Annotated in this window: 17 protein-coding genes and 1 pseudogene; 4 read left to right on the forward strand and 14 right to left on the reverse strand. The window is 63.5% G+C overall.

Features of this window, described 5'->3' with window-relative positions; all coding sequences use genetic code 11:
* Positions 1 to 16 precede the first annotated feature (16 nt).
* The 5 genes from LMJ29_RS17465 to LMJ29_RS17485 all read right to left on the reverse strand — a co-directional run bounded on the left by LMJ29_RS17465 (position 17) and on the right by LMJ29_RS17485 (position 6,599).
* Complete coding sequence (locus LMJ29_RS17465; protein ID WP_229606802.1) at positions 17 to 751, reverse strand: tyrosine-protein phosphatase; 735 nt, start codon at positions 749 to 751, stop codon at positions 17 to 19.
* Between the two features lie 77 nt (positions 752 to 828).
* Positions 829 to 3,093: a GumC family protein gene (locus LMJ29_RS17470; protein ID WP_229606803.1), complete on the reverse strand. Its 2,265-nt coding sequence runs from the start codon at positions 3,091 to 3,093 to the stop codon at positions 829 to 831.
* A 23-nt stretch (positions 3,094 to 3,116) separates the two neighbouring features.
* Positions 3,117 to 3,662, reverse strand: a complete 546-nt coding sequence (locus tag LMJ29_RS17475; protein ID WP_229606804.1) for a polysaccharide biosynthesis/export family protein — start codon at positions 3,660 to 3,662, stop codon at positions 3,117 to 3,119.
* A 190-nt stretch (positions 3,663 to 3,852) separates the two neighbouring features.
* A complete protein-coding gene (locus tag LMJ29_RS17480) occupies positions 3,853 to 4,167 on the reverse strand; it encodes a hypothetical protein (RefSeq protein ID WP_229606805.1) in 315 nt (104 codons plus the stop codon).
* A gap of 1,373 nt (positions 4,168 to 5,540) precedes the next feature.
* Complete coding sequence (locus tag LMJ29_RS17485) at positions 5,541 to 6,599, reverse strand: extracellular solute-binding protein (protein ID WP_229606806.1); 1,059 nt, start codon at positions 6,597 to 6,599, stop codon at positions 5,541 to 5,543.
* A gap of 654 nt (positions 6,600 to 7,253) precedes the next feature.
* Between LMJ29_RS17485 and LMJ29_RS17490 the strand changes: the two genes are divergently transcribed.
* Positions 7,254 to 7,595 (forward strand): hypothetical protein, encoded by a 342-nt coding sequence (locus LMJ29_RS17490; protein WP_229606807.1) that lies wholly within the window; start codon positions 7,254 to 7,256, stop codon positions 7,593 to 7,595.
* A gap of 112 nt (positions 7,596 to 7,707) precedes the next feature.
* Here the strand turns inward: LMJ29_RS17490 and LMJ29_RS17495 are convergent, their stop codons facing one another.
* Positions 7,708 to 8,166: an EVE domain-containing protein gene (locus LMJ29_RS17495; protein ID WP_229606808.1), complete on the reverse strand. Its 459-nt coding sequence runs from the start codon at positions 8,164 to 8,166 to the stop codon at positions 7,708 to 7,710.
* A gap of 401 nt (positions 8,167 to 8,567) precedes the next feature.
* Between LMJ29_RS17495 and LMJ29_RS17500 the strand changes: the two genes are divergently transcribed.
* A complete protein-coding gene (locus tag LMJ29_RS17500) occupies positions 8,568 to 8,975 on the forward strand; it encodes an endonuclease domain-containing protein (protein ID WP_229606809.1) in 408 nt (135 codons plus the stop codon).
* Between the two features lie 281 nt (positions 8,976 to 9,256).
* On the opposite strand, the gene eco is transcribed toward LMJ29_RS17500, so the two are convergent.
* A complete protein-coding gene (gene eco / locus LMJ29_RS17505) occupies positions 9,257 to 9,733 on the reverse strand; it encodes a serine protease inhibitor ecotin (protein ID WP_229606810.1) in 477 nt (158 codons plus the stop codon).
* A gap of 232 nt (positions 9,734 to 9,965) precedes the next feature.
* Here eco and LMJ29_RS17510 point away from each other — a divergent pair, with 232 nt between their 5' ends.
* Positions 9,966 to 10,976: a sterol desaturase family protein gene (locus LMJ29_RS17510; protein WP_229606811.1), complete on the forward strand. Its 1,011-nt coding sequence runs from the start codon at positions 9,966 to 9,968 to the stop codon at positions 10,974 to 10,976.
* 123 nt (positions 10,977 to 11,099) lie between these two features.
* Complete coding sequence (locus LMJ29_RS17515; protein ID WP_229606812.1) at positions 11,100 to 11,348, forward strand: FmdB family zinc ribbon protein; 249 nt, start codon at positions 11,100 to 11,102, stop codon at positions 11,346 to 11,348.
* A gap of 169 nt (positions 11,349 to 11,517) precedes the next feature.
* Here the strand turns inward: LMJ29_RS17515 and LMJ29_RS17520 are convergent, their stop codons facing one another.
* The 7 genes and pseudogenes from LMJ29_RS17520 to LMJ29_RS17545 all read right to left on the reverse strand — a co-directional run bounded on the left by LMJ29_RS17520 (position 11,518) and on the right by LMJ29_RS17545 (position 20,033).
* Positions 11,518 to 11,973, reverse strand: a complete 456-nt coding sequence (locus LMJ29_RS17520; RefSeq protein ID WP_229606813.1) for a hypothetical protein — start codon at positions 11,971 to 11,973, stop codon at positions 11,518 to 11,520.
* A gap of 321 nt (positions 11,974 to 12,294) precedes the next feature.
* Positions 12,295 to 12,828, reverse strand: coding sequence for an REP-associated tyrosine transposase (locus LMJ29_RS17525; protein ID WP_229606814.1), 534 nt, complete (start codon positions 12,826 to 12,828; stop codon positions 12,295 to 12,297).
* Positions 12,829 to 13,044: 216 nt separating this feature from the next.
* A pseudogene (locus tag LMJ29_RS21040) lies at positions 13,045 to 13,125 on the reverse strand (REP-associated tyrosine transposase); the annotation flags it as partial.
* Between the two features lie 142 nt (positions 13,126 to 13,267).
* Positions 13,268 to 14,128 carry a hypothetical protein gene (locus tag LMJ29_RS17530; protein WP_229606815.1) on the reverse strand — a complete coding sequence of 287 codons (861 nt, stop codon included), beginning with the start codon at positions 14,126 to 14,128 and terminating at the stop codon, positions 13,268 to 13,270.
* Between the two features lie 126 nt (positions 14,129 to 14,254).
* Positions 14,255 to 15,505, reverse strand: coding sequence for a ribonucleotide-diphosphate reductase subunit beta (locus LMJ29_RS17535; RefSeq protein ID WP_229606816.1), 1,251 nt, complete (start codon positions 15,503 to 15,505; stop codon positions 14,255 to 14,257).
* A 285-nt stretch (positions 15,506 to 15,790) separates the two neighbouring features.
* Positions 15,791 to 18,655 (reverse strand): ribonucleoside-diphosphate reductase subunit alpha, encoded by a 2,865-nt coding sequence (locus tag LMJ29_RS17540; protein WP_229606817.1) that lies wholly within the window; start codon positions 18,653 to 18,655, stop codon positions 15,791 to 15,793.
* Between the two features lie 643 nt (positions 18,656 to 19,298).
* The gene (locus LMJ29_RS17545; RefSeq protein ID WP_229606818.1) at positions 19,299 to 20,033 is read right to left on the reverse strand and encodes a 4'-phosphopantetheinyl transferase family protein; all 735 of its coding nucleotides are present in this window, start codon (positions 20,031 to 20,033) and stop codon (positions 19,299 to 19,301) included.
* Positions 20,034 to 20,053: the final 20 nt, after the last annotated feature.

Below are 20,053 nucleotides of genomic sequence, written 5' to 3' on the forward strand. Positions count from 1 at the left end.
GTCGTGCGGAGGTTGTTCAGGAGAAGTGGCAGCTGGCGATTTGCCAGGGGTGATCGATGACCAGTTGCTCGGCATGGAAGGCGCCGACGATGCGGGCGGCGTGCTGCATGCCTTCCACGAGTGCGGGCGGGCGGTGTTTAACGTTGTGGGCGTCGCTGGCGAGGATGGTGACCAGGCCCAGTTCGAGCAGGGTATTGGCGATCATCCGCGCGGGCTCGCCGAAGTGGCCGGCCACCGCGCTGGCGGTGACCTGCAGCAGGCAGCCCTGTTCGATGAAGGGCTTGAGCTTGCTCGGGCACTGCATGACCCCTTTGTTGCGCTCGGGGTGGGCGATCATCGGCACGATGTCGTGCTGCAGCAGCCATTCGGTCAGCCGTTCCGCCCCGAAGGGCACCTCGCTGTGCGGCAGTTCCAGCAGCAGCACCCGCTTGTCGTGCCAGGTGCCCAGGAAGGGCAGGGAGCCCTGCTCGATGCCGCGCATCAGCTCGGTGCCGTAGCGCACCTCGGCGGCGGCGGCGACCCGCAGCGGGATGTCTGCCTCCTGCAGTCCGTCCACCAGTCGCTGGCGGGCGGCGGCGATGCTGGCGAGGTCGTTGTCATAGCGCCCGGGGTGGATATGCGGGGTGCAGACCAGATGGGTAATGCCTTCCGCGACCGCCATGCGCGCCAGTTGCAAGGCGGTTTCCAGGTCCGGCGCACCGTCATCGATGCCCGGCAGCAGGTGATTGTGCAGGTCGATCATGGTGGACATCCTGATTTTCCATCGGGCGCCGACGCCAGGCGACGCGCATCCTCCCCCGGTGTTCGACGATCCTCTTCGCGGCGAACTCAGACCTTTTGCGGCTTGGTGGCCGGCTTGCGGTTCGCCTCGCCGCTGTAGCCGTAATAGTCGTAGTAACCACCGTAGTTATAGCCCTGTTTCTGGGCCTTATGGACGTCCACCTGGTTGAGCACCACGCCGGTCAGCGGCGAGTTGCTCTGCAGCAGTTGGCCGACACCTCTCTTGACCAGCGGGATGGCCGTGGCCTCGGACTTGATCACGTAGATCTGCGCATCGGCATGGATGGCCAGCACCGAGGCATCGCTGACCGCCTGGATCGGCGGCGAATCGATGATCACCCGGTCGTAGCGGCTCTTGAAGAACTCGATGAGCTTGGTGAAGTGCTCCGAGGACAGCAGTTCGAGCGGGTTCGGCGGCACCAGACCGGCGCACAGCATGTCGATGCCCTCGACGTTCCGGATGCAGTCTTCGATCCGCGCGGTGCCGGCGATCAGGTTGGCCAGGCCGGGGCTGCCCACCGGGAACTTGAAGTTCTTCGCCAGGGTCGGGCGGCGCAGGTCGGCATCGATCAGCAGGACCTTTTCCATCTGCCCGAAGGCGTAGGCCAGGTTGGCCGCCACGCTGCTCTTGCCTTCGCCGGGCAGGGAGGAGGTGACGACCAGGGTGCGGTGTCGCTGGTGCATGTCCGACAGCACCAGGCTGGTGCGGATCGTGCGGATCGCCTCGCTGAAGGCCTTGTCCTGGTCGCTGGTGAACAGCTGGGCGATCTCGCCGCGCTGGCGCCCCTTGATCAGGGGCAGGATGCCCAGTACCGGCAGGTTGAGCTTGGACTCGACGTCCTCGATGCTCTTGAAGGTGTTGTTGAGCATCTCCAGCACCAGGCAGAGACCGATGCCGGCCATCAGGGCGAGGACGCCGGCGAAGGAGACGATCAGGCTCCGTTGCGGGGAGATGGGAATGGTCGGCGGTGTGGCCCGGTCGACCACCCGTGCGCTGGCCGAATCCATATCGGAGGTGGCCGTGGTCTCCTTCAGGCGGGTCATGAAGGTGTCGTACAGGGAGCGGTTGGCTTCCACCTCGCGCGCCAGCTCGCGGACCTGGAATTCCTTGCGGGAGATCTTCTGGATCTGCGCCTTGTTGGCTTCCACCGAGGCGCTCAGCGAGCTCTCGTTGGCCTGGGCCAGCTGGTAGTTGCGCTCGATGCCGGCGACGATCTGCTCCACCTGGGTGCGCAGGCTGGCGGAGGCCGCGTTGAGGTCGGAGCGGGCCGCCTCGATGGCCGGGTGGCGCTTGCCGTAGCGCTTGGACAGCTCGTCGACCTTGGCGCGGGCCCTGGCCTCCTCGGCCTTGAACTGCTGGATCAGCGGGTCGCCGAGCACCGCGGGGAGCGTGGCGAGCTTCTGCCAGCCGCCGCCGCGATTGGCCTGCACCTGGCGGTATTGGCTCTCCGCTTCGGCGCGCTGGCGGCGGGCGTCGATCATCCGGTCGCTGGTGGCCGACAGCTCGGCGGCGTTGATGGTCGACACGCCGTCGACGTCCACCAGGTTCTCCTGCTCGCGGAACGCCTGCAGCTTGCCTTCGGCTTCCTTGAGCTTGACGCGCAGCTCCTGCAGGCGGCTGTTCATCCAGTTGGTGGCGCTCATCGACATCTCCATGGATGCCTCGAGCTGGCTTTCGATGAAGCCGTCGGCCAGGGCGTTGGCGGCCTTGGCGGCGAGGCGGGGATCGTCCATGTCGACCTGCACCTTGACCAGCTGGCTCTTGCCCAGCGGCGCGATGCTCACCCGCTTCATGAAGGCCTTGGTGACCTCGTCGAGAATCTTGGCCTCGACCGGGTCGACGCTGTCCTCCTCCAGATCTTCCGGGAGGGTGACCGGAATGGCCTGGCCGATATCGAAGCCGCTCAGCAGACCCTTGATGTCGATCAGGGGCGCCGGCTGCTGGCGCGGGTCGAAAGCGGGGTGGGTGGTCAGGTTCAGCTTCTTGACCACGCGCTCGGCAAGGCCGCGGGACCTCAGCAGTTCGAATTGGGTTTGCAGGTATTCGTAGCCGGCCCCTTCGATGCCGTAGACCTGCTCGATGGAAACGACATTGGCCTTTTTCTGCTCGATCAGCAGCGTGCTGCCCGCCCGGTAGGTCGGCGTGATGGCGAAGGTTCCCAACGCCGCCACCATCGTCACGATCGATACCAGGGCCAGGATGCTCCACTTTCGCCGCCAGATGGTTCGCCATGCCTGCAGCAGGTCTGGGGCGTCATTCTCCAGTCGCCGGGCGATCCAGGTGCGTTCTTTGGGAGCAGCTGTTGTGTCCATTTGAAAGGCTCCACTTCGATTGTTCAGAAAAAGCCCTGATCAATATTGATGGTGTCGCCAGGCATCACAGTGGTATCCAGCGTGGCCTCTACGGCCCGCCGCTGTGGGTCTTGGTCGCGGATGATGGTGATGCGGTTGACCGAGGCGCGCTCGGTGAGCCCACCGGCCAGTGCAACGGCGCGGCGCAGGGTCAGGCCGGGCTGGAACGGGTAGCCGCCGGGCGTCTTGACCTCGCCGCTGATAAAGAAGTCGCGATACTTGAGGATGCTGACCGATACGCGAGGGTCGGTCAGGTATTCGTCCCCCTTGAGGCGATCGGTGAGCATGCGTTCGATCTCTGCCGCCGTCTTGCCCTTGGCCCGCACATCGCCCAGGAACGGGTAGGAGAAGATGCCGGCGTCGTTGAGACGGATCTCTTCGAAGCTGAGGTCCGGCTCGCCAAACACGCTGATGCGGATGATGTCGCCGGAGGCCAGTTTGTAGGTGGAGTCGCTCTCGGCCTGTGCGCCGCCACCGCTGAGGATTGCCAGGATCACGCTCAGGGCCAGGATGAGGTTACGGAGTAGCATGACGCGATCTCTTTTCTGAGGCCGGGCAAGTCGCGGCGCTGTTGTCAGCGCCCGTATCCCTGCCGCAACCGACTGCTCGAGTTACAGGTCGTGTGCCGAAATTGCCCCGCGATCCGCCCGGGTGCCGGATCGTGCAGAGCACGATCCATGCAATGCCGTCCCCTGGGAGGGTGACGGGTCGTGCCCCGGATCAGCTGCGGCTGGCGTTGCCATTGCCATGCCCGTTGCCGGGATTGGGTACGGCCGGAGTCGCAGGTATCGCCGGCGTGGCCGGAGTACCGGGGCCGCCCGGCACGGCCGGGGTCGCCGGAATCGCCGGCGTCGCGGAGTTGGTCGCCTGGGGTTGCTTGGCCGGGGTCGAGCGCTCGTTGGTCTTGCCCTCGTTGGCGGCCAACAGCATGGCGGCGCCCGTAGCCGACTGAGCGGGCGGGCTCTCGGGCGCCGCCAGTGCCTGGTGAGCAATCAGGGCCAAGGCCAGGGAAAGGGTGGTCAGGGGCTTGTACATGGCGAAACTCCTTGCTGGCGCTGCAGCGAGGTGGGGTAACTCTGAAAAGCGGCGATCGCTGGTAATGCCATCGCGAGGTATCACGCAGGACGAGGGTGGCTTTTTCGAGTGCGTTGGGGGCGTTGAATGGGTGGGGAGGCATGCCTGCGACAGTTACAGGTCGCGCTCATCCTAAGCTTCGGATCCTGCCCGCCAGTGGGGGCTTTCTGCTGGCGGCGGAAGGTGACGATGGTGGGTCCATCCGGGATTTGCTCCAGGCGCTGCCTGGAAACGTGACGCAGAGTAGTGACCTCATGCAGGCATTCTTCGAATGCCAAATCGCTATAACTAGATCAGACATCTTTAGTGTTGGTTTGTTTGGTAGTAATTAACTCCTAGGGTTTGTGGTTTCGTCGATTTTAATTCGCTTGGCATTGTCTTGTGAGTGCCGCCTGATGCCGAATAATGCGGTATTGATATATTCCGATTGGTTTTTGGTTGGGTCGGCTGGAACCGGTATTTTCGTTAGCAAGGCCGTTGTTCGGGACGATTGCTTATCTCATCGTTATTGCCACGCTTTTACCTGTTTCGACGCGATCCCCATCGCCGCCAATGTGGGCGTGGGAGCCATGCCGGGAGCATTGCGATCAAGCTCGTCGAGGGTAAAGAGCATGCCTTTGTCACCCTGCCAAGGGCCCCGGGGCGGTTGCCCGGAACGCCCGTAACCCGCGTCCGACGCGGGCTGGGCGGCAAAGGGCCGCGAGGGGTGCGTCTGCCATCTGGTTTCTTTGCTCCAGCAGGAGCCGGGATTTCTTCGCCGCATGACCATAGCCGCCGGGCAAAGTGACAGACAATCGCGTGAACATCCGTGGCTCGCTATTGCAGCTGTAGATTTATAGCGGAATATTCTGGCGCGGAAGATTGCAAGGTTTGCGGTTTCCTGCATTTAACATGTCCATCCAGGCACGCTACCGCCCCAGGATTTTTTCGCCATATCCTGAATGCGGTGTTTCAGTTTTGATGATATTCCGGGAGCGGGTGTATGGATGGTGTGTCTGAGAAGGAGTGTAGTGCGCTTTTGTAGGGCGTAAAGAATGCGGGTCCGGGCAAGTATCTACGTCGCTGATATCACACGGAAAAGGGTATTTCCCGCAGAAGCGAGGCTGGCGAGTTCCCGACTTCGGGCGCTTTTTTCCAGGCCTGCGCGCGGGGAGGGCCAGCATTCTTCTTCGCCGGCCGGCGTTACCGGCCATCGGCTGTCGTGTCGGACCTGGGGCAGGGGCGACTTGATGGACGGGTGGTACGAGGCCTTTCTGGGCAGACGGACGATCCTTGCGCCGCTGCACGCTGAATTGGAGCGGAGCGTTGCTCTCCATCTCCGGCCGGGACGCACCTCAGGGCTTGGCGATGTACTGCTGCCAGCCTTCGCCGATCGCGACTTTCTGCTTATCCGTGATCGGCTCGAGGAAGTGCAGGCGGCGCAGCTCCTCCTGGCTGGGGACGCTGAGCTTGGGCAACAGGCGGCGGTACTCCTCGCGGCTCAGGTCGAGGCTTGGGGTGAAGTCGATGGCACGGGCATTACGCACGGCGTTTTCCGGCGCCAGCATGAAGTTGATGAAGCGGTGAGCCAGCTCCGGGTTCGGTGCATTCGCCGGGATCGCCAGACTGTCGATGAACAGCAGGCCACCTTCGACCGGAATGCTGTAGCGCAGCTTGCCGTCGTTGTTGGCGGCATTGACCAGGCCGCTCCAGGCCATGCCTGCGCAGACCTTGCCGGTGCGCATCTGCTCGGTGTACGCGGAGAATTCCGGCGGGCCGATGCCGACACCGGCATTGCGGATCTGCGGGGCCTCGGCGGCGATCCGGCGCGGTCCGCTGGTGCCGAGACTGCGGCCCTTGTAGGCGAACCAGATGGAAAACACCTCTTCCTCGGCGTTCAGCAGGCTGAGGCCGCATGCCGACAGGCGCTGCGCCTGCTGCGGTTCGAACAGCAGGCTCCAGCTGTTCGGCGGCTCGCCGCCATACAGCGGGGCGACCAACTCGGTGTTGACGAACAGCCCGACCGTTCCCCACATGTAGGGCACCACGTAGCGATGGGCCTGCTGGATCGCCGAGAGTTTGACCTGCAGGTCGGGGTCAACGCTGGCGTAATTGCTCAGCGCCTCGGTGCGTACCGGCTGAAGACGCTTTTCCTGCAGCAGTTTGACGAGTACGGAATCGCTGGTGGGGACTATCACGTCGAAGCGTTCGCCGCCCTCCAGGCTCGCCAGCATTTCCCCGGAAGTGGCGAACTGCCGGTACTCGACCTTGGCGCCGCTTTCGCGCTCGAAGTCGGCGACGACTGCCGGGTCGATATAGTCGACCCAGTTGTAGACCTTCAACACCTCCTGCGCCTGTGCCAGCGAGGACATCGTCGCCAGCGGGACTATCACTGCCTTGAGCCATTCCATCATTCGCTTCTCCTGACGCCACATGGCGCCAGGGAGCGAATGCAAGCCCCAGGCCAGCTGCAAAACCCCGTCCTAGACGGCCCGGCGCAACGGGGCCCGCCTGCTGGCGAGGTGCGAGCGTTGGTCGCCATGGCGCGCGGCATGCCCTAAAACGAAGCCGGGGCGCCTCGCCGGCGGGCGCTCGCTCGCCGCTTCGCATCGCCTTTGCCGCTTGCCGCGAGGCCGGGGCTCGGCTCGGCCTGGGCGCGCAGGGCCGGCAGCCCTTATCGCCGGAGACACGCCGTCATTCGCCGCGCCGACGATCGGCTGTCGTCCTGGGCCAGCAAGACGCTGTCCAAGCCCGGGCGGAGAAGGCGGGCAGCGCAATCGGCGGCAATGGTCGCTTTTTAGCGGCAGCGGCACGGGGGATCGCTACGTCGATCAGATCGATCCGCCGTTTCGGGAACTGGGTCCGCCCGGGGCGGTCGACCCCAATAGCGATGCGGAGATCTACTGGACGGTGCTGTCCGAGTCGGCCTGAAGTACGCAGAGCGGGCTGGGTGCAGCGAAGTGGCTTCGCAGTGCGAAGGGGGACGAGTCGTCGGTGGCGGGGAATGCCTGGCCATCCTCAACGGCGGGTGTCGTCCTGACCTTTCACTCGACTGGGGAGAATTCTCCATGAGCAGCTTCGAGATCGAGAGCTGGTGCAAGCGCCAACCCAACGAGAAATCGGTTCCCATGGGGTTGATGCATTTCTATATCGGCGGCCAAAACCGTCGGGACCTGGAAGAGGCCGAGGCGTACTTGCAGAACAGCGGGGAAGACGAGGTGCTGGTTCCGGTCGACTACAACGATCTGGATCTGAAAACACCGCCCGAATGCGGGCCATTGTCCGATTGCCGCTTGCGGGTCTACCTGCGCAAGGATGACCAGCGCGGGCAATTCCATCTGGTCGGCCACCGCGCCAGCGACGGCAGCCTGGTCTACAGCAACGCGATGCTGATCGACGCGCTGATGTAGCGTCGGCCTGCCGAGTCTCCAGCGCCCATTCCCGCGCTCCAGGATGGAACGCGGAGCGACGCTCCCCTCGATGGCTCCCCACGCTTGGGTGGGGGAGCCGGTTCCCTCCCGGCTAGCGCTGCTCGCCGAGGATGATCCGCCATTCCTCTTCGCCGACCGGCATCACCGACAGGCGGCTGCCGCGCTGCACCAGCGGCAGGTTCTCCAGACCGGGCAGGCTCTTGAGGCGGTCGAGGGAGATCAGCCGCGACAGCTTGCGCTCGAACACCATGTCCACGGCTTGCCAGCGCGGCTTGTCCGGCGTGCTCTTGGCATCGAAGTAGGGCGACTCGGGATCGAACTGGGTCGGGTCGGTGTAGGCGCTGCGCGCCACCCGCACCACGCCGGCGATGCCGATGTCCTTGCAGCTCGAGTGGTAGACGAACACCTCGTCGCCCTCGGCCATCGCCGTGAGGAAGTTGCGCGCCTGGTAGTTGCGCACCCCGTCCCAGCGGATGGGCGTCTGCGGGGCCCTGGCGAAGTCGTCGATGCCGCATTCGGCGGGTTCGGTTTTTGCCAGCCATTTGGCCATGGGCAGGGTCCTGTGCGGATAGAGGCGGGCCATCATAATGCAGCCGGGCGGATATGCGGCTCGCCGGGCTGGACAAGCGCGGCCGTGCGCCCTACAAAGACGGCCTCGCGCAGGGCGGAAAAGACAGAGTCCCTTCCCGCGGGGCCATCGGCTCAGGTGTGCCGTTGGGCGCCATGCAGGCGCATTGTTCGGATCGATAGGCAGGTGGACTTGTGAGAAAGAAGAAACCCGTGGACCCCGTTCGCCAGGCGAACAAGAACCGTGGCTACCGGATCGGCTGGCTGATCGCCCTGGCCGGCATCGTCTGCGGCTTCGCGCTGGTGGCGCTGAAGCAGGGCTGACAAACCGGTCGCCACGACAAGGCGCTGAGCGCCTCGGGCATGAACGCAAGGAGGCGTCCCATGCTGCCCTACGATCGTCGTCTCAAACCGCTATCGCGCCAGCTGCGCAACGACATGACCGACGCCGAGCGACGCCTGTGGGCCTGCCTGCGCCGCAAGCAGCTGGGCGGCCTGCAGTTCTACCGACAGAAGCCGCTGGCCGGCTACATCGTCGACTTCTATTGCGCGGCGGCCCGGCTGGTCATCGAACTGGACGGTTCCCAGCACCATGCGCCGGAAGCCATCGCCTACGACAACCGGCGCACCCGGGATCTGGAGGCGCTGGGGTTGCGGGTGATCCGCTTCGACGACCGGCAGGTGTTGCGGGAGCTGGGGGCGGTGCTGGAGGTTATTTGGGGGGAGTTGGGGAGGCTAATCCCCCCCGGCCCCCCTTTTTCAAAGGGGGGAGGGGATGGGTGGGGGGCTTGAGATGTGGGCCAGGCGCCATATCGCAAAGCACGGAGCCAATCCTGTCTGTAGGGGCGGGGAAACGTCAGGTACAGAGCCGGTTCTCCCAAACTTCCCGATGCCATCTCCCCCCGATAGACGGAAATTGGTCCGGAATACGCCCGAAGATCCGGTACAGACAGACACCCGCCCTCTCACCCCCCACAGAACCATCCCCCCCTTTGCAAAAGGGGGGTTAGGGGGGATTCGCTTTTAGCCCCATCTCCACCCGCGCCCAAAAACGCACAAGTCCACCCAGACGCTTATTGCTGCAGGGCAGGGCTGCTGTCCTGCGCGGCCGACCAGATGCGATAGCGCACCTCCACATCCGCGGGGGCGTAGATCACCAGCGGCAGCCTGCTGTTGTAGCGCACCAGCATGGGTTCGCCGCCCACCGCCACGAAGGCCTGCTTGCGGCTGGCATCCGGGCAGGCCATCAGAGTGCTGAGCGCTGGGCCGACCTTTTCCAGTTGGTAGTAGCCGTAACCCCAGCCTTCCACGGTTTTCTCCTGCCACTGGCCGCCCAGGCGGTGACGGTTGCAGTCCACCTCCAGGGTCTTGCCGGCGATCAGCTCCACCCTGTGGTCGGCTTCGTTCGGCTGGGGCGGCAGGTCGATCACATGCCGCCGGTAACCCTCGGCGGCCGTCGGGAAGGGCTTGAGCGCTTCGGGCGTGGCGGCGCAGGCGGCCAGCGGCAGGGAGCCGAGGAGGGCAATCAGGGAAAGTTTGTGCGGGTTCATAAGGAGTCCTTGCTGAGAGGCCTTGTGGGCCGTCCGTTGGATGTCTCCGGGTCGGCGAAGCAGGAAAGACCGTTCCGGATAGAGCAAGTTCCTGGGGTTGGCAAGTCGAGGGTGGCTTCGCTGGCATACCCACGCCCCGCCTGGACGCGATCAGGAAGATACGTTCTCATTTGCAAACCATTTCGCCTTGCCTATCATGACTGGCGCTTTTTCATCAGGGGGAAGGCACGCCATGGAAGAGTTGTCGCTCGCCGGCGAGCAGCTGGGCTGGCTGCTGGCGGCAGTCATCAAGCAGTTCAAGGGCCTGTTCGACCTCAACGGGCGCATCGGTGCGTTCTTCCTGGGCATTTCCTACAGCGTGGCCTACCTGCTCTACCGCCGGCAGCGGAGCCGGCAACTGACCGACGCGCGCTCCTTCTGGCAGTTCATCGGCGGCAGCCGCGTGTACTTCCATCCGTCCGCCTTGCTCGACTACCGCTACTACTTCGTGCGCGCCCTGATCAAGGTGCTGCTGATAGTGCCTATCGTCGGCCTGGTCGACCCGTACATCCTGCGCTCGGGCGACTACCTCGCCTTCTTCACCAACCTGTGGGGCGCGAGGCCGCAATTGGGACAGGATCTGGGCCTGAGTCTGCTCTATGGCCTGGGAGTGTTCCTGATCAACGACTTCGCCAGCTACTGGACGCACCGCGCCTTCCATTGCCGCTGGCTGTGGGAGTTCCACAAGGTCCACCACGCCGCGCCGGTGCTGGTGCCGCTGACCGCCAGCCGGGTGCATTTCCTCGAGCTGATTGCCGACAAGGTGCTCAGCCTCGTGCTGCTGGGCGCCTACGCCGGGGTGTTCTGGTATCTGTGCGGTGGCGAGGTCAGCCGCTACACCCTGTTCGGCGTGACCTGGCTGGTATTCATCTTCAACAGCCTGGCCGCCAACCTGCGCCACAGTCATGTCTGGCTGTCGTTCGGCCCGGCCTTGGAGCACGTCTTCAACAGCCCCGCGCAACACCAGATCCACCACAGCGCCGCGCCGCATCACTACCACAGGAACTTCGGCACCAACCTGTCGATCTGGGATTGGATGTTCGGCACGCTCTATACCACCACCAGCAAGCCGGAAAAGCTCGACTTCGGCACCGCCGAACGCGACCCGCACCGTTATCTGAGCCTCTACAGCCTGATCGTCATGCCGTTCGTCGACACCGCGCGCAAGGCGCTGGCCGGTCGTCGCGGACAGGCGGTTGGCTGAGGCTCGACCGTTCTCTGTGAGCGTGCAGATCGTGCTGACCCGCGAGACGGCACAAGCGGTCTTTTCGTCGCGCCTGAAAACGGTAGAGTAGCGCTGCCCGCATCCGTCCTGAGAGGAATAGCCATGCCGACTTACGATTATCGCTGCGAAGCCAACGGCCAGGTGTACGAAGTCCAGCATCCGATGGCGCTGACTCCGAAAACCTGGGGCGAACTGCGCGCAGCCTGCGCGCTGCCCGAAGACCCGGCCATTGCGGACGACGCCCCGGTGACCAAGCTGCTCGGCGCCTCCGGCGTGGTCAGCAGCCGCGCCCTGAAGAACCCGGAGCCGCCGGCGTGCGCGCGCGGTGGCTGTGCAGGGAATTGCGTCTGAGGGAGCGCCGATCCGTAGGGTGGATGGCTACCCCGTGGAAGACTCGCGCACGATTTTCCCACAAGCGAGGTGCAGGCTACTTCGCTGGAGCATGCGCTGCTGCGGGTGAACGCGGAGCGTCGCGGGATGCATTCCCACACGGAGCGTGGGAACGATCGGAGTCCTGGCCTCAGACGAAGTGCTTGGGCGCGTCGAGGATGCGCTGGTGCTTGCGCAGCTCCCGTCGGCCGTGGCGGATATCCAGCAGGAATATCTCCGCGGTGCGCCAGATCATCATCCACGCGGTGACGGTGACGACCCCCACGGGGATGGTGCCCTCGACTCCCAGCGCCGTGGCCGCCAGCACCAGGGCAATCGCCAGCACCGCCAGCACCACCCCGCCCCGCCGCTGGGCTCTGATATTGCCTCTGAGCTGTTCGCTCTTTTCCGTAAAGGTATTGCCGATGGCCCGCTGCAGGCGCTCGCGCTCGCCTTGCGGGCAGCTGATTTGCAGCTCCAGTTCGGAGTGATACCAGGCGCTGTCCGACAGGTAGTCCACCAGCTCGGGACACAGTCTGGGGTTGTCTGGCGAAGAAAAGGGATTCAGGTAGTCTTGCTGGATCGTCAGGTCGATCTTCTGGCTCATGGCGTACCTTCGCAGGTTCAGGTTGTAGCTGGCGTCCTTGTATGTTGATGGTAGACCCGCCGCCGGGCACCAGCCTGGATTCATGCAGGGCGGGTTAGCCGCAGGCATAACCCGCCGGATAATGGCCAAACCCACGGCGCAACATCGCTGCACAACATGTCAGCCCTATCGGCAGCGCCTGTCGGAAGCCCGTTCCGCGCGGGGCAAATGAGCCGCGCTACCTAGCTCGACCATGACCAGTCGCCCGCGCCACATGCCCGTGCTTGACTGATCGTTCCCACGCTCCGCGTGGGAATGCAGCCGCGGACGCTCCGCGTCTGCTCAAGTCCAGCACTCGATCTCGATCAATCCAGGTTGCCCCTCATAGTCCCGAGCACTGGAGTACCGCCAGTGCTCGGGCCGATCTACAAAACCACGGCGCACGGGATTCTGGTGGATGTAGTCCAGTTTCTGGCGCATGACCTCGGCGCTGCAGACCAGCTCGGCATGGCTGCCTTCCTGCCAGAGCTGATATTCCCGATCCTGTTTGTGTGCCCGCTTGCTGAAGCTCAGCCGCTGCAGGACCGACTCCGAGCCGCGTTGTTGCAGATCGTCGAGTATCCGGCGGGCTGTGTAGGACTTGAAGCCGCTGACGCATTTGGCCAGATCGGGTGCTTGGGCCAGGTAGTGCAGGTGGTTTTCCATCACCACGTAGCCGTACAACCGGAGCCCCTCACGGGCCTGCTGGTAACGCCAGCAGTCGAGCAGGATCTCGACCAGCGCGGGGCGGCTGAATAGCGGTAGCCACTCCATCACCGTACAGGTGAGGAAGTGCGGTTGCGCGGGATCGGTAATGACGTAGCGGCTGCGGCCCATGGGATTCGTCCTTGAATCGGTTGTTGGATTGCGTTGGGCCGCCTCCTCGGCTGATGGCTCCCACGCTCGCCTGTGACGCTCTGCGTCGCTACGGGGGCTATGACGCGCGAAGGCCTTCGAGTGGACGCGGAGCGTCGAGGGCTGCGTTCCCACGCAGGAGCGTGGGAACGATCAAAAAAACTCGCGAAGCGATTTTCCACCACGCGAGGTACAGGCTACTTCGCTGCGCCGGTCCCGCAAGTTCACCGTGAAGAAGTAGCTCGCCCCCGGCACGCGGGCGCGGCGGTAGTTGGACATGGTTCCTCCGTGAGCCTGTGGTCGTTACCCGTGGCCCCGTCCGGTGGACAAGGCTGAGCCGTTGTCCACGCTACGCCAGCCGCGGCCCGGCGTAGGGTGATAACTAGCGAAGCGATTTTCCACCGACCGTGTACAGGCTACCTCACTTTTTAGGTGGCAAGATTTTTTTGGTGGTGAAGTATTTTTCTATGTGTTCGGATATATATAGAGCAGGTTTTATGTTTTCGCCAATTCCGTATTTCCTTGTTAGTGCTTTTGATCTTGTTCCGATGGCATATGCGAACATTATGAATATGTATCGCTCATTTTTTGCGAAGCTATCAAAAAAATATCTTGCGTAAAACTCTTTTTCGTTCGGCTTTAGCTTTGAGTCATCAATGAAGTATAAGGCTAAAAACCCTCTGCGCATGAATGAAATGTTGTTGTCTAATGACTTGTGGAATAGCTTGTCAATTTCTTTCTTTATTTTTTTGACTTGCTCTTTCGTCGGCTCTTGGGGTTGGATTAACTGGGATATTTCCTTTATCTGGCCTCTGATGAAGACAGCTCTTGTTGTGCCGTCGTCGTTAATTACAGCTCTAGTGTATTGTGTGCAAAAATCTTCGAAACGGTCGATGAGCTTGAAGAAGGTATTTTCAAATTTCTCTCGCTCTGTGACTTCTTTTTGTTGGAGTAGGGCTTCTGAGCTTTTTTGTATTTCTTGTATTTGTATTTTTGTTGTTCTTAAGAGAACTATGAGGGCCATAAAGGAGAATATTGGATTTAATAATCCCCCGACAAAGTCGCCGACTTGGCCAATATCTCCATTTATTTCTATTTCTTCGAGTTGCGTTGTGATGAATGTGGCGATAATGATTGCAACAATGGTGCCAGAGTATATAATCATTAAGTTTGCGGGTATGTGCTTTTGGTGCGTTCCTGGCTCTATCTTTTGCTTATAGCAAACATATATCATCAGTAGTAGTATTGTTGATATTAATGCTATTTCCAGTATTGATCTCATGCTATTCTTGTGGTGTTTTTTTGAAAATAAAAAAGCCCCGCACAAGGCGGGGCTCTGGTCCTTATTCGCTGCCCCAAAATCCATTTCAGGTAAAGCGCTCTGTCTTTCGGCTGTCGCCGCCCGGAATCAATCCCAAGCCAACGCCCCACCCGTCTGGTACTCGGTGACGCGAGTCTCGAAGAAGTTCTTCTCCTTCTTCAGGTCCATGATCTCGCTCATCCACGGGAACGGGTTAGTTGCGCCGGCGTACTGTTCGGGCAGGCCGATCTGGGTCAGGCGGCGGTTGGCGATGAACTTGAGGTAGTCCTCCATCATCGCTGCGTTCATGCCCAGCACGCCGCGGGGCATGGTGTCGCGGGCGTATTCGATCTCCAGCTGGGTGCCCTGGAGGATCATCTGGGTGGCTTCGTCCTTCATCTCGGTGTCCCACAGGTGCGGGTTCTCGATCTTGATCTGGTTGATCATGTCGATGCCGAAGTTCAGGTGCATGGATTCGTCGCGCAGGATGTACTGGAACTGCTCGGCGGTGCCGGTCATCTTGTTGCGGCGGCCCATGGAGAGGATCTGGGTGAAGCCGCAGTAGAAGAAGATGCCTTCCAGGACGCAGTAGTAGGCGATCAGGTTGCGCAGGAACTGCTTGTCGGTCTCGACGGTGCCGGTGTCGAACTGCGGGTCGGAGATCGAGCGGGTGTACTTGAGGCCCCAGGACGCCTTCTTCGCGACGCTCGGGATCTCGTGGTACATGTTGAAGATCTCGCCCTCGTCCATGCCCAGCGACTCGATGCAGTACTGGTAGGCGTGGGTGTGGATCGCTTCCTCGAAGGCCTGGCGCAGGATGTACTGGCGGCACTCGGGGTTGGTGATCAGGCGGTAGACGGCCAGGGCCAGGTTGTTGGCGACCAGCGAGTCGGCGGTGGAGAAGAAGCCGAGGTTGCGCATGACGATGCGGCGCTCGTCCTCGGTCAGGCCGTCCTGGCTCTTCCACAGGGCGATGTCCGCGTTCATGTTGACCTCTTGCGGCATCCAGTGGTTGGCGCAGCCGTCGAGGTACTTCTGCCAGGCCCAGTCGTACTTGAAGGGCACCAGCTGGTTGAGGTCGGCGCGGCAGTTGATCATGCGCTTCTCGTCGACGCGCACGCGCGCGGCGGCGCCTTCGAGGTCCTCGAGGCCTTCGCGGATGTCCAGCTCGTTGAGGGCGGCCTTGGCGCGGGCCACGGCGTCGGAGTCGTCGGCGCTGACCGCGCGGGCGTCGTGGGCGGCGGCGTCGCCGGCGCTGTCCAGCTTGTCGAGGGTCATCGGCGCGGCGCTCTCGCCGGCGGCAGCGGCCGGCTTGGCGGCTGCGGTTTCCTCGGTATCGAATTCATCCCAGCTCAGCATGATGCTTCTCCTGCCTGATTGAGCCGGCCAACGCGGGTCGGCCTGTGTGGATAGACAGTAATCTTGGTTCTATGGGGGCGCGTGCGGCACGCAAGGCGAAAAGAGGGCGGGGGCAGGGCCGTCGCATGAAGCCGGTTGGCCGGTCCGTGGGGCGAATTCATTCGCCGGGAATCCCCGTCGAGGCGAATGAATTCGCCCCTATAGGGGATGGGCCGGGCTGTGAGGCCATTCATGCGCTTGCCCTCGCTGGCCCCTCGCCCGCGAACGGGAGAGGGGCGCGCAGCCTTATTGGCAGGCTTCGCAGTCCGGGTTGTCGATCGAGCATGCCTGCGGCACCGGGGCCGGTTTCGGCTCGGTGGCCGGCAGGCTTTCGTCGATCACCGAGGACACTGCGTTGAGCTTGCCGGTGGTGATGGTCGACTTCTCGGTGCTGGTGGCGGCCAGGGCACGGAGGTAGTAGGTGGTCTTCAGACCGCGGAACCAGGCCATGCGGTAGGTCACGTCGAGCTTCTTGCCCGAGGCGCCGGCGATGTACAGGTTCAGCGACTGGGCCTGGTCGATCCACTTCTGGCGGCGGCTGGCGGCCTCGACGATCCAGCGGGTCTCCACCTCGAAGGCGGTGGCGTACAGGTCCTTGAGGTCCTGCGGGATGCGTTCGATCTGCTGCACGGAACCGTCGTAGTACTTGAGGTCGTTGACCATTACCGGGTCCCACAGGCCACGGGCCTTGAGGTCGTGGACCAGGTAGGGGTTGATCACGGTGAACTCGCCGGAGAGGTTCGACTTCACGTACAGGTTCTGGTAGGTCGGCTCGATCGACTGCGACACGCCAACGATGTTGGAGATGGTCGCGGTCGGCGCGATGGCCATGATGTTGGAGTTGCGCATGCCTTTCTGCACGCGCTCGCGCAGCGGCGCCCAGGCCAGGGTGCTGGAACGGTCGACTTCCATGTACTTGGCGCCACGCTGTTCGGCGAGGATGTCCAGCGAGTCGAGCGGCAGGATGCCCTTGCTCCACAGCGAGCCCTGGAAGCTCGAGTAGGCGCCGCGCTCGTCGGCCAGGTCGCAGGAGGCCTGGATGGCGTAGTAGCTGATGGCTTCCATCGACTGGTCGGCGAAGGCCACGGCGGCCTCGGAGCCGTAGGCGATGTGCTGCAGGTACAGGGCATCCTGGAAGCCCATGATGCCCAGGCCCACCGGACGGTGCTTGAAGTTGGCGTTCTCGGCCTGCTGCACGCTGTAGTAGTTGATGTCGATGACGTTATCGAGCATGCGCACGGCGGTCTTCACGGTGCGCTCGAGCTTGGCGGTGTCCAGCTTGCCATCGACGATGTGGTTGACCAGGTTGATCGAGCCCAGGTTGCAGACGGCGATCTCGTCCTTGTTGGTGTTGAGGGTGATCTCGGTGCACAGGTTGGAGCTGTGCACGACACCGACGTGCTGCTGCGGGCTGCGCAGGTTGCACGGGTCCTTGAAGGTCAGCCACGGGTGGCCGGTCTCGAACAGCATCGAGAGCATCTTGCGCCACAGGTCCTTGGCCTTGATGGTCTTGTGCAGCTTGAGCTTGCCGTACTGGGTCAGGGCTTCGTAGTACTCGTAGCGCTCCTCGAAGGCCTTGCCGGTCAGGTCGTGCAGGTCCGGCACGTCGGACGGCGAGAACAGGGTCCAGTCGCCGTCGTCGAACACGCGCTTCATGAACAGGTCGGGAATCCAGTTCGCGGTGTTCATGTCGTGGGTGCGGCGACGGTCGTCGCCGGTGTTCTTGCGCAGCTCGAGGAATTCCTCGATGTCCAGGTGCCAGGTTTCCAGGTAGGCGCAGACGGCGCCCTTGCGCTTGCCGCCCTGGTTGACCGCCACGGCGGTGTCGTTGACCACCTTGAGGAAGGGCACGACGCCCTGGCTCTTGCCGTTGGTGCCCTTGATGTAGGAGCCCAGCGCGCGCACCGGGGTCCAGTCGTTGCCCAGGCCGCCGGCGAATTTGGACAGCATGGCGTTGTCGTGGATGGCGTTGTAGATGCCCGACAGGTCGTCCGGAACGGTGGTCAGGTAGCAGCTGGACAGCTGCGGACGCAGGGTGCCGGCGTTGAACAGGGTCGGGGTCGAGGCCATGTAGTCGAACGACGACAGCAGGTTGTAGAACTCGATGGCGCGGGCTTCGCGATCCTTCTCCGCGATGGCCAGGCCCATGGCCACGCGCATGAAGAACACCTGCGGCAGCTCGAAGCGCACGTCGTTCTTGTGCAGGAAGTAGCGGTCGTAGAGGGTCTGCAGGCCGAGGTAGGTGAACTGCTGGTCGCGCTCGTGATCCAGCGCGGCGCCCAGCCTGGCGAGGTCGAACTCGCGCAGTTTCGGGTCGAGCAGTTCGAACTCGATGCCTTTCTCGACGTAGACGGCCAGTGCCTTGCCGTAGAAGTCGGCCATCTCGTGGTGGGTGGCGCGCTCGGCGATGCCGAGGAAGCCCAGCGCTTCGGCGCGCAGGGTGTCCATCAGCAGGCGGGCGGTGACGTAGCTGTAGTTCGGCTCGCGCTCGACCAGGGTACGCGCGGTCATCACCAGGGCGGTGTTGACGTCCTGCTCGGACACGCCGTCGTAGAGGTTCTTCAGGGTCTCGCGCTGGATCAGGGCGCCGTCGACTTCATCGAGGCCTTCGCAGGCCTCGGTGATGATGGTCTGCAGGCGGCCGAGGTCGAGCGGCAGCTTCTCGCCGTTGGCCAGGGTGACGCGGATGCTCGGGTGCGGCTGGGCCACTTCGCTGGCGGCGCTGCGCTTGGCGCGCTCCTGGGCGCGGGCTTCGCGGTAGATCACGTAGTCGCGGGCGACCTTCTGCTCGCCTGCGCGCATCAGGGCCAGTTCGACCTGGTCCTGGATCTCCTCGATGTGGATGGTGCCGCCGGAGGGCATGCGGCGCTTGAAGGTGGCGGTGACCTGCTCGGTCAGGCGCGCGACGGTGTCGTGGATGCGCGACGAGGCGGCAGCGGAGCTGCCTTCCACTGCGAGGAAGGCTTTGGTGATCGCCACGGTGATCTTGTCGTCGGTGTAGGCAACGACGGTGCCGTTGCGCTTGATCACGCGCAGCTGGCCGGGCGCGGTGGCGGCCAGATCCTGGCTGGCGTCGACGGCCTGGTTCTCGCGAGTGGTGTCGGTGTGCATCGGGGTCTCCACGATCTCGTTGATTCAGTTTGAGCACCTCACGGGTGCTCGCCGTTTCGAAACAGTGCCCGGCGCGCCTGGGCGCGTCCGGGAGTAGCAAAAAGAGCGGGGCGGGCGGCTTGGCTGCCGCCATGGCCCATGGTCAGCAGGCGATGGGCGCGCGCTGGCCAAACACAATATGTAGGGGTGGCGCGTATGGCATCGTGCCACCCGAAAACCGTCGCGCGATGCAGGCATCGGGACGGGGTAGAGCGCTGGGTAACTCCCGCGTCGAGCAGGTTAGCGCGTCTCGAACGGACTGTCGGCGCGCGGGCGTCGACCTGTGACCGGTCCGCCTCTCGAAGTGTGCCCGCGATCGCAAAAACCCAATATCTAGTGCGTCATTGGCAATACACTACAAGATAGTGCGCCCTTGGCGAGGTTGCAAATGACCGCTGTGGATAATCTTGTGGGTAATTTGTGGGTGGCCTGTGCGTTGCTTCGGCTACCTGGGCGCAGGCCGCAATCTTGCGCTATCCTACCGTTCGTCGCCTCGCCGGCGGTGCTCCCGGAGGGGGCTCCCGGCTGCGAAGGGCGCGCAAACTAACACAATATGTTGTGTGGCGGCAGGCTTGAAAAAGGCTGGCGTAATGTGCAGGGCAGGTCAGGGGGCGGGAATGGCGACCAAGCTCAGCAGGCGCTCGTCGTGCAGGGCGAACTGACCGTCCAGGCAGCGCCCGGCGGTCCATTCGCCGCCCAGTTCCTCGCGCAGTTGCAGGCGTACCCGGCCGTTGCCGTCCTGTTCGACCAGGGCGGCGGCCTGGAAGTAGAAGCGGCGTTGCACCAGCGGGTAGAGGGCCTTGAACAGGCTTTCCTTGAGCGAGAAGCACAGGGTCAGCCAGGCGCCGCGTTCGTCGGCGGGCAGGTGCTGGAAGTGCGCCAGTTCGGCGGGGGTGAGGATCTCGCCGGCCAGGCGCTCGGCACGCGCGAGGGTGAGCAGCGGTTCGGCGTCGACGCCGAGGCCACGCCAGGCCTCCTGCGCGCCGACCAGGGCGGCGGCCCAGCCATGGCTGTGGGTGATGCTGCCCAGGCTGCCGGACGGCCAGCAGGGCGCGTTATCGGCGCCGCGCGCGGGGTAGTAGCAGGCGTGGCCGGCCAGCGCCCGCAAGGCGCTGGCTGCGCACAGGCGACCGGCGAGGAATTCGCCCTGGCGTTTGGCGATGGCGCCGGCGATGGCAGCGGGCGGGGTCAGCCCGCAGCGGACGAAGTCGTCGGCGGCGAGCTGTGCGGGATCGAAGCGGCAGCTGTGCAGGATCAGCCCGGGCAGCGGCAGCGGCAGCGGCCAGTCGGCCGCCGGGGCGCTGCAGCAGGCGGGCAGGTGGGAAGGCGGTGCGCTCATGCGGACAGTATGCGCCGGCC

Origin of the sequence: Pseudomonas oryzagri (assembly GCF_020831405.1) — a bacterium.
Classification (GTDB): Bacteria; Pseudomonadota; Gammaproteobacteria; order Pseudomonadales; family Pseudomonadaceae; genus Geopseudomonas; species Geopseudomonas oryzagri.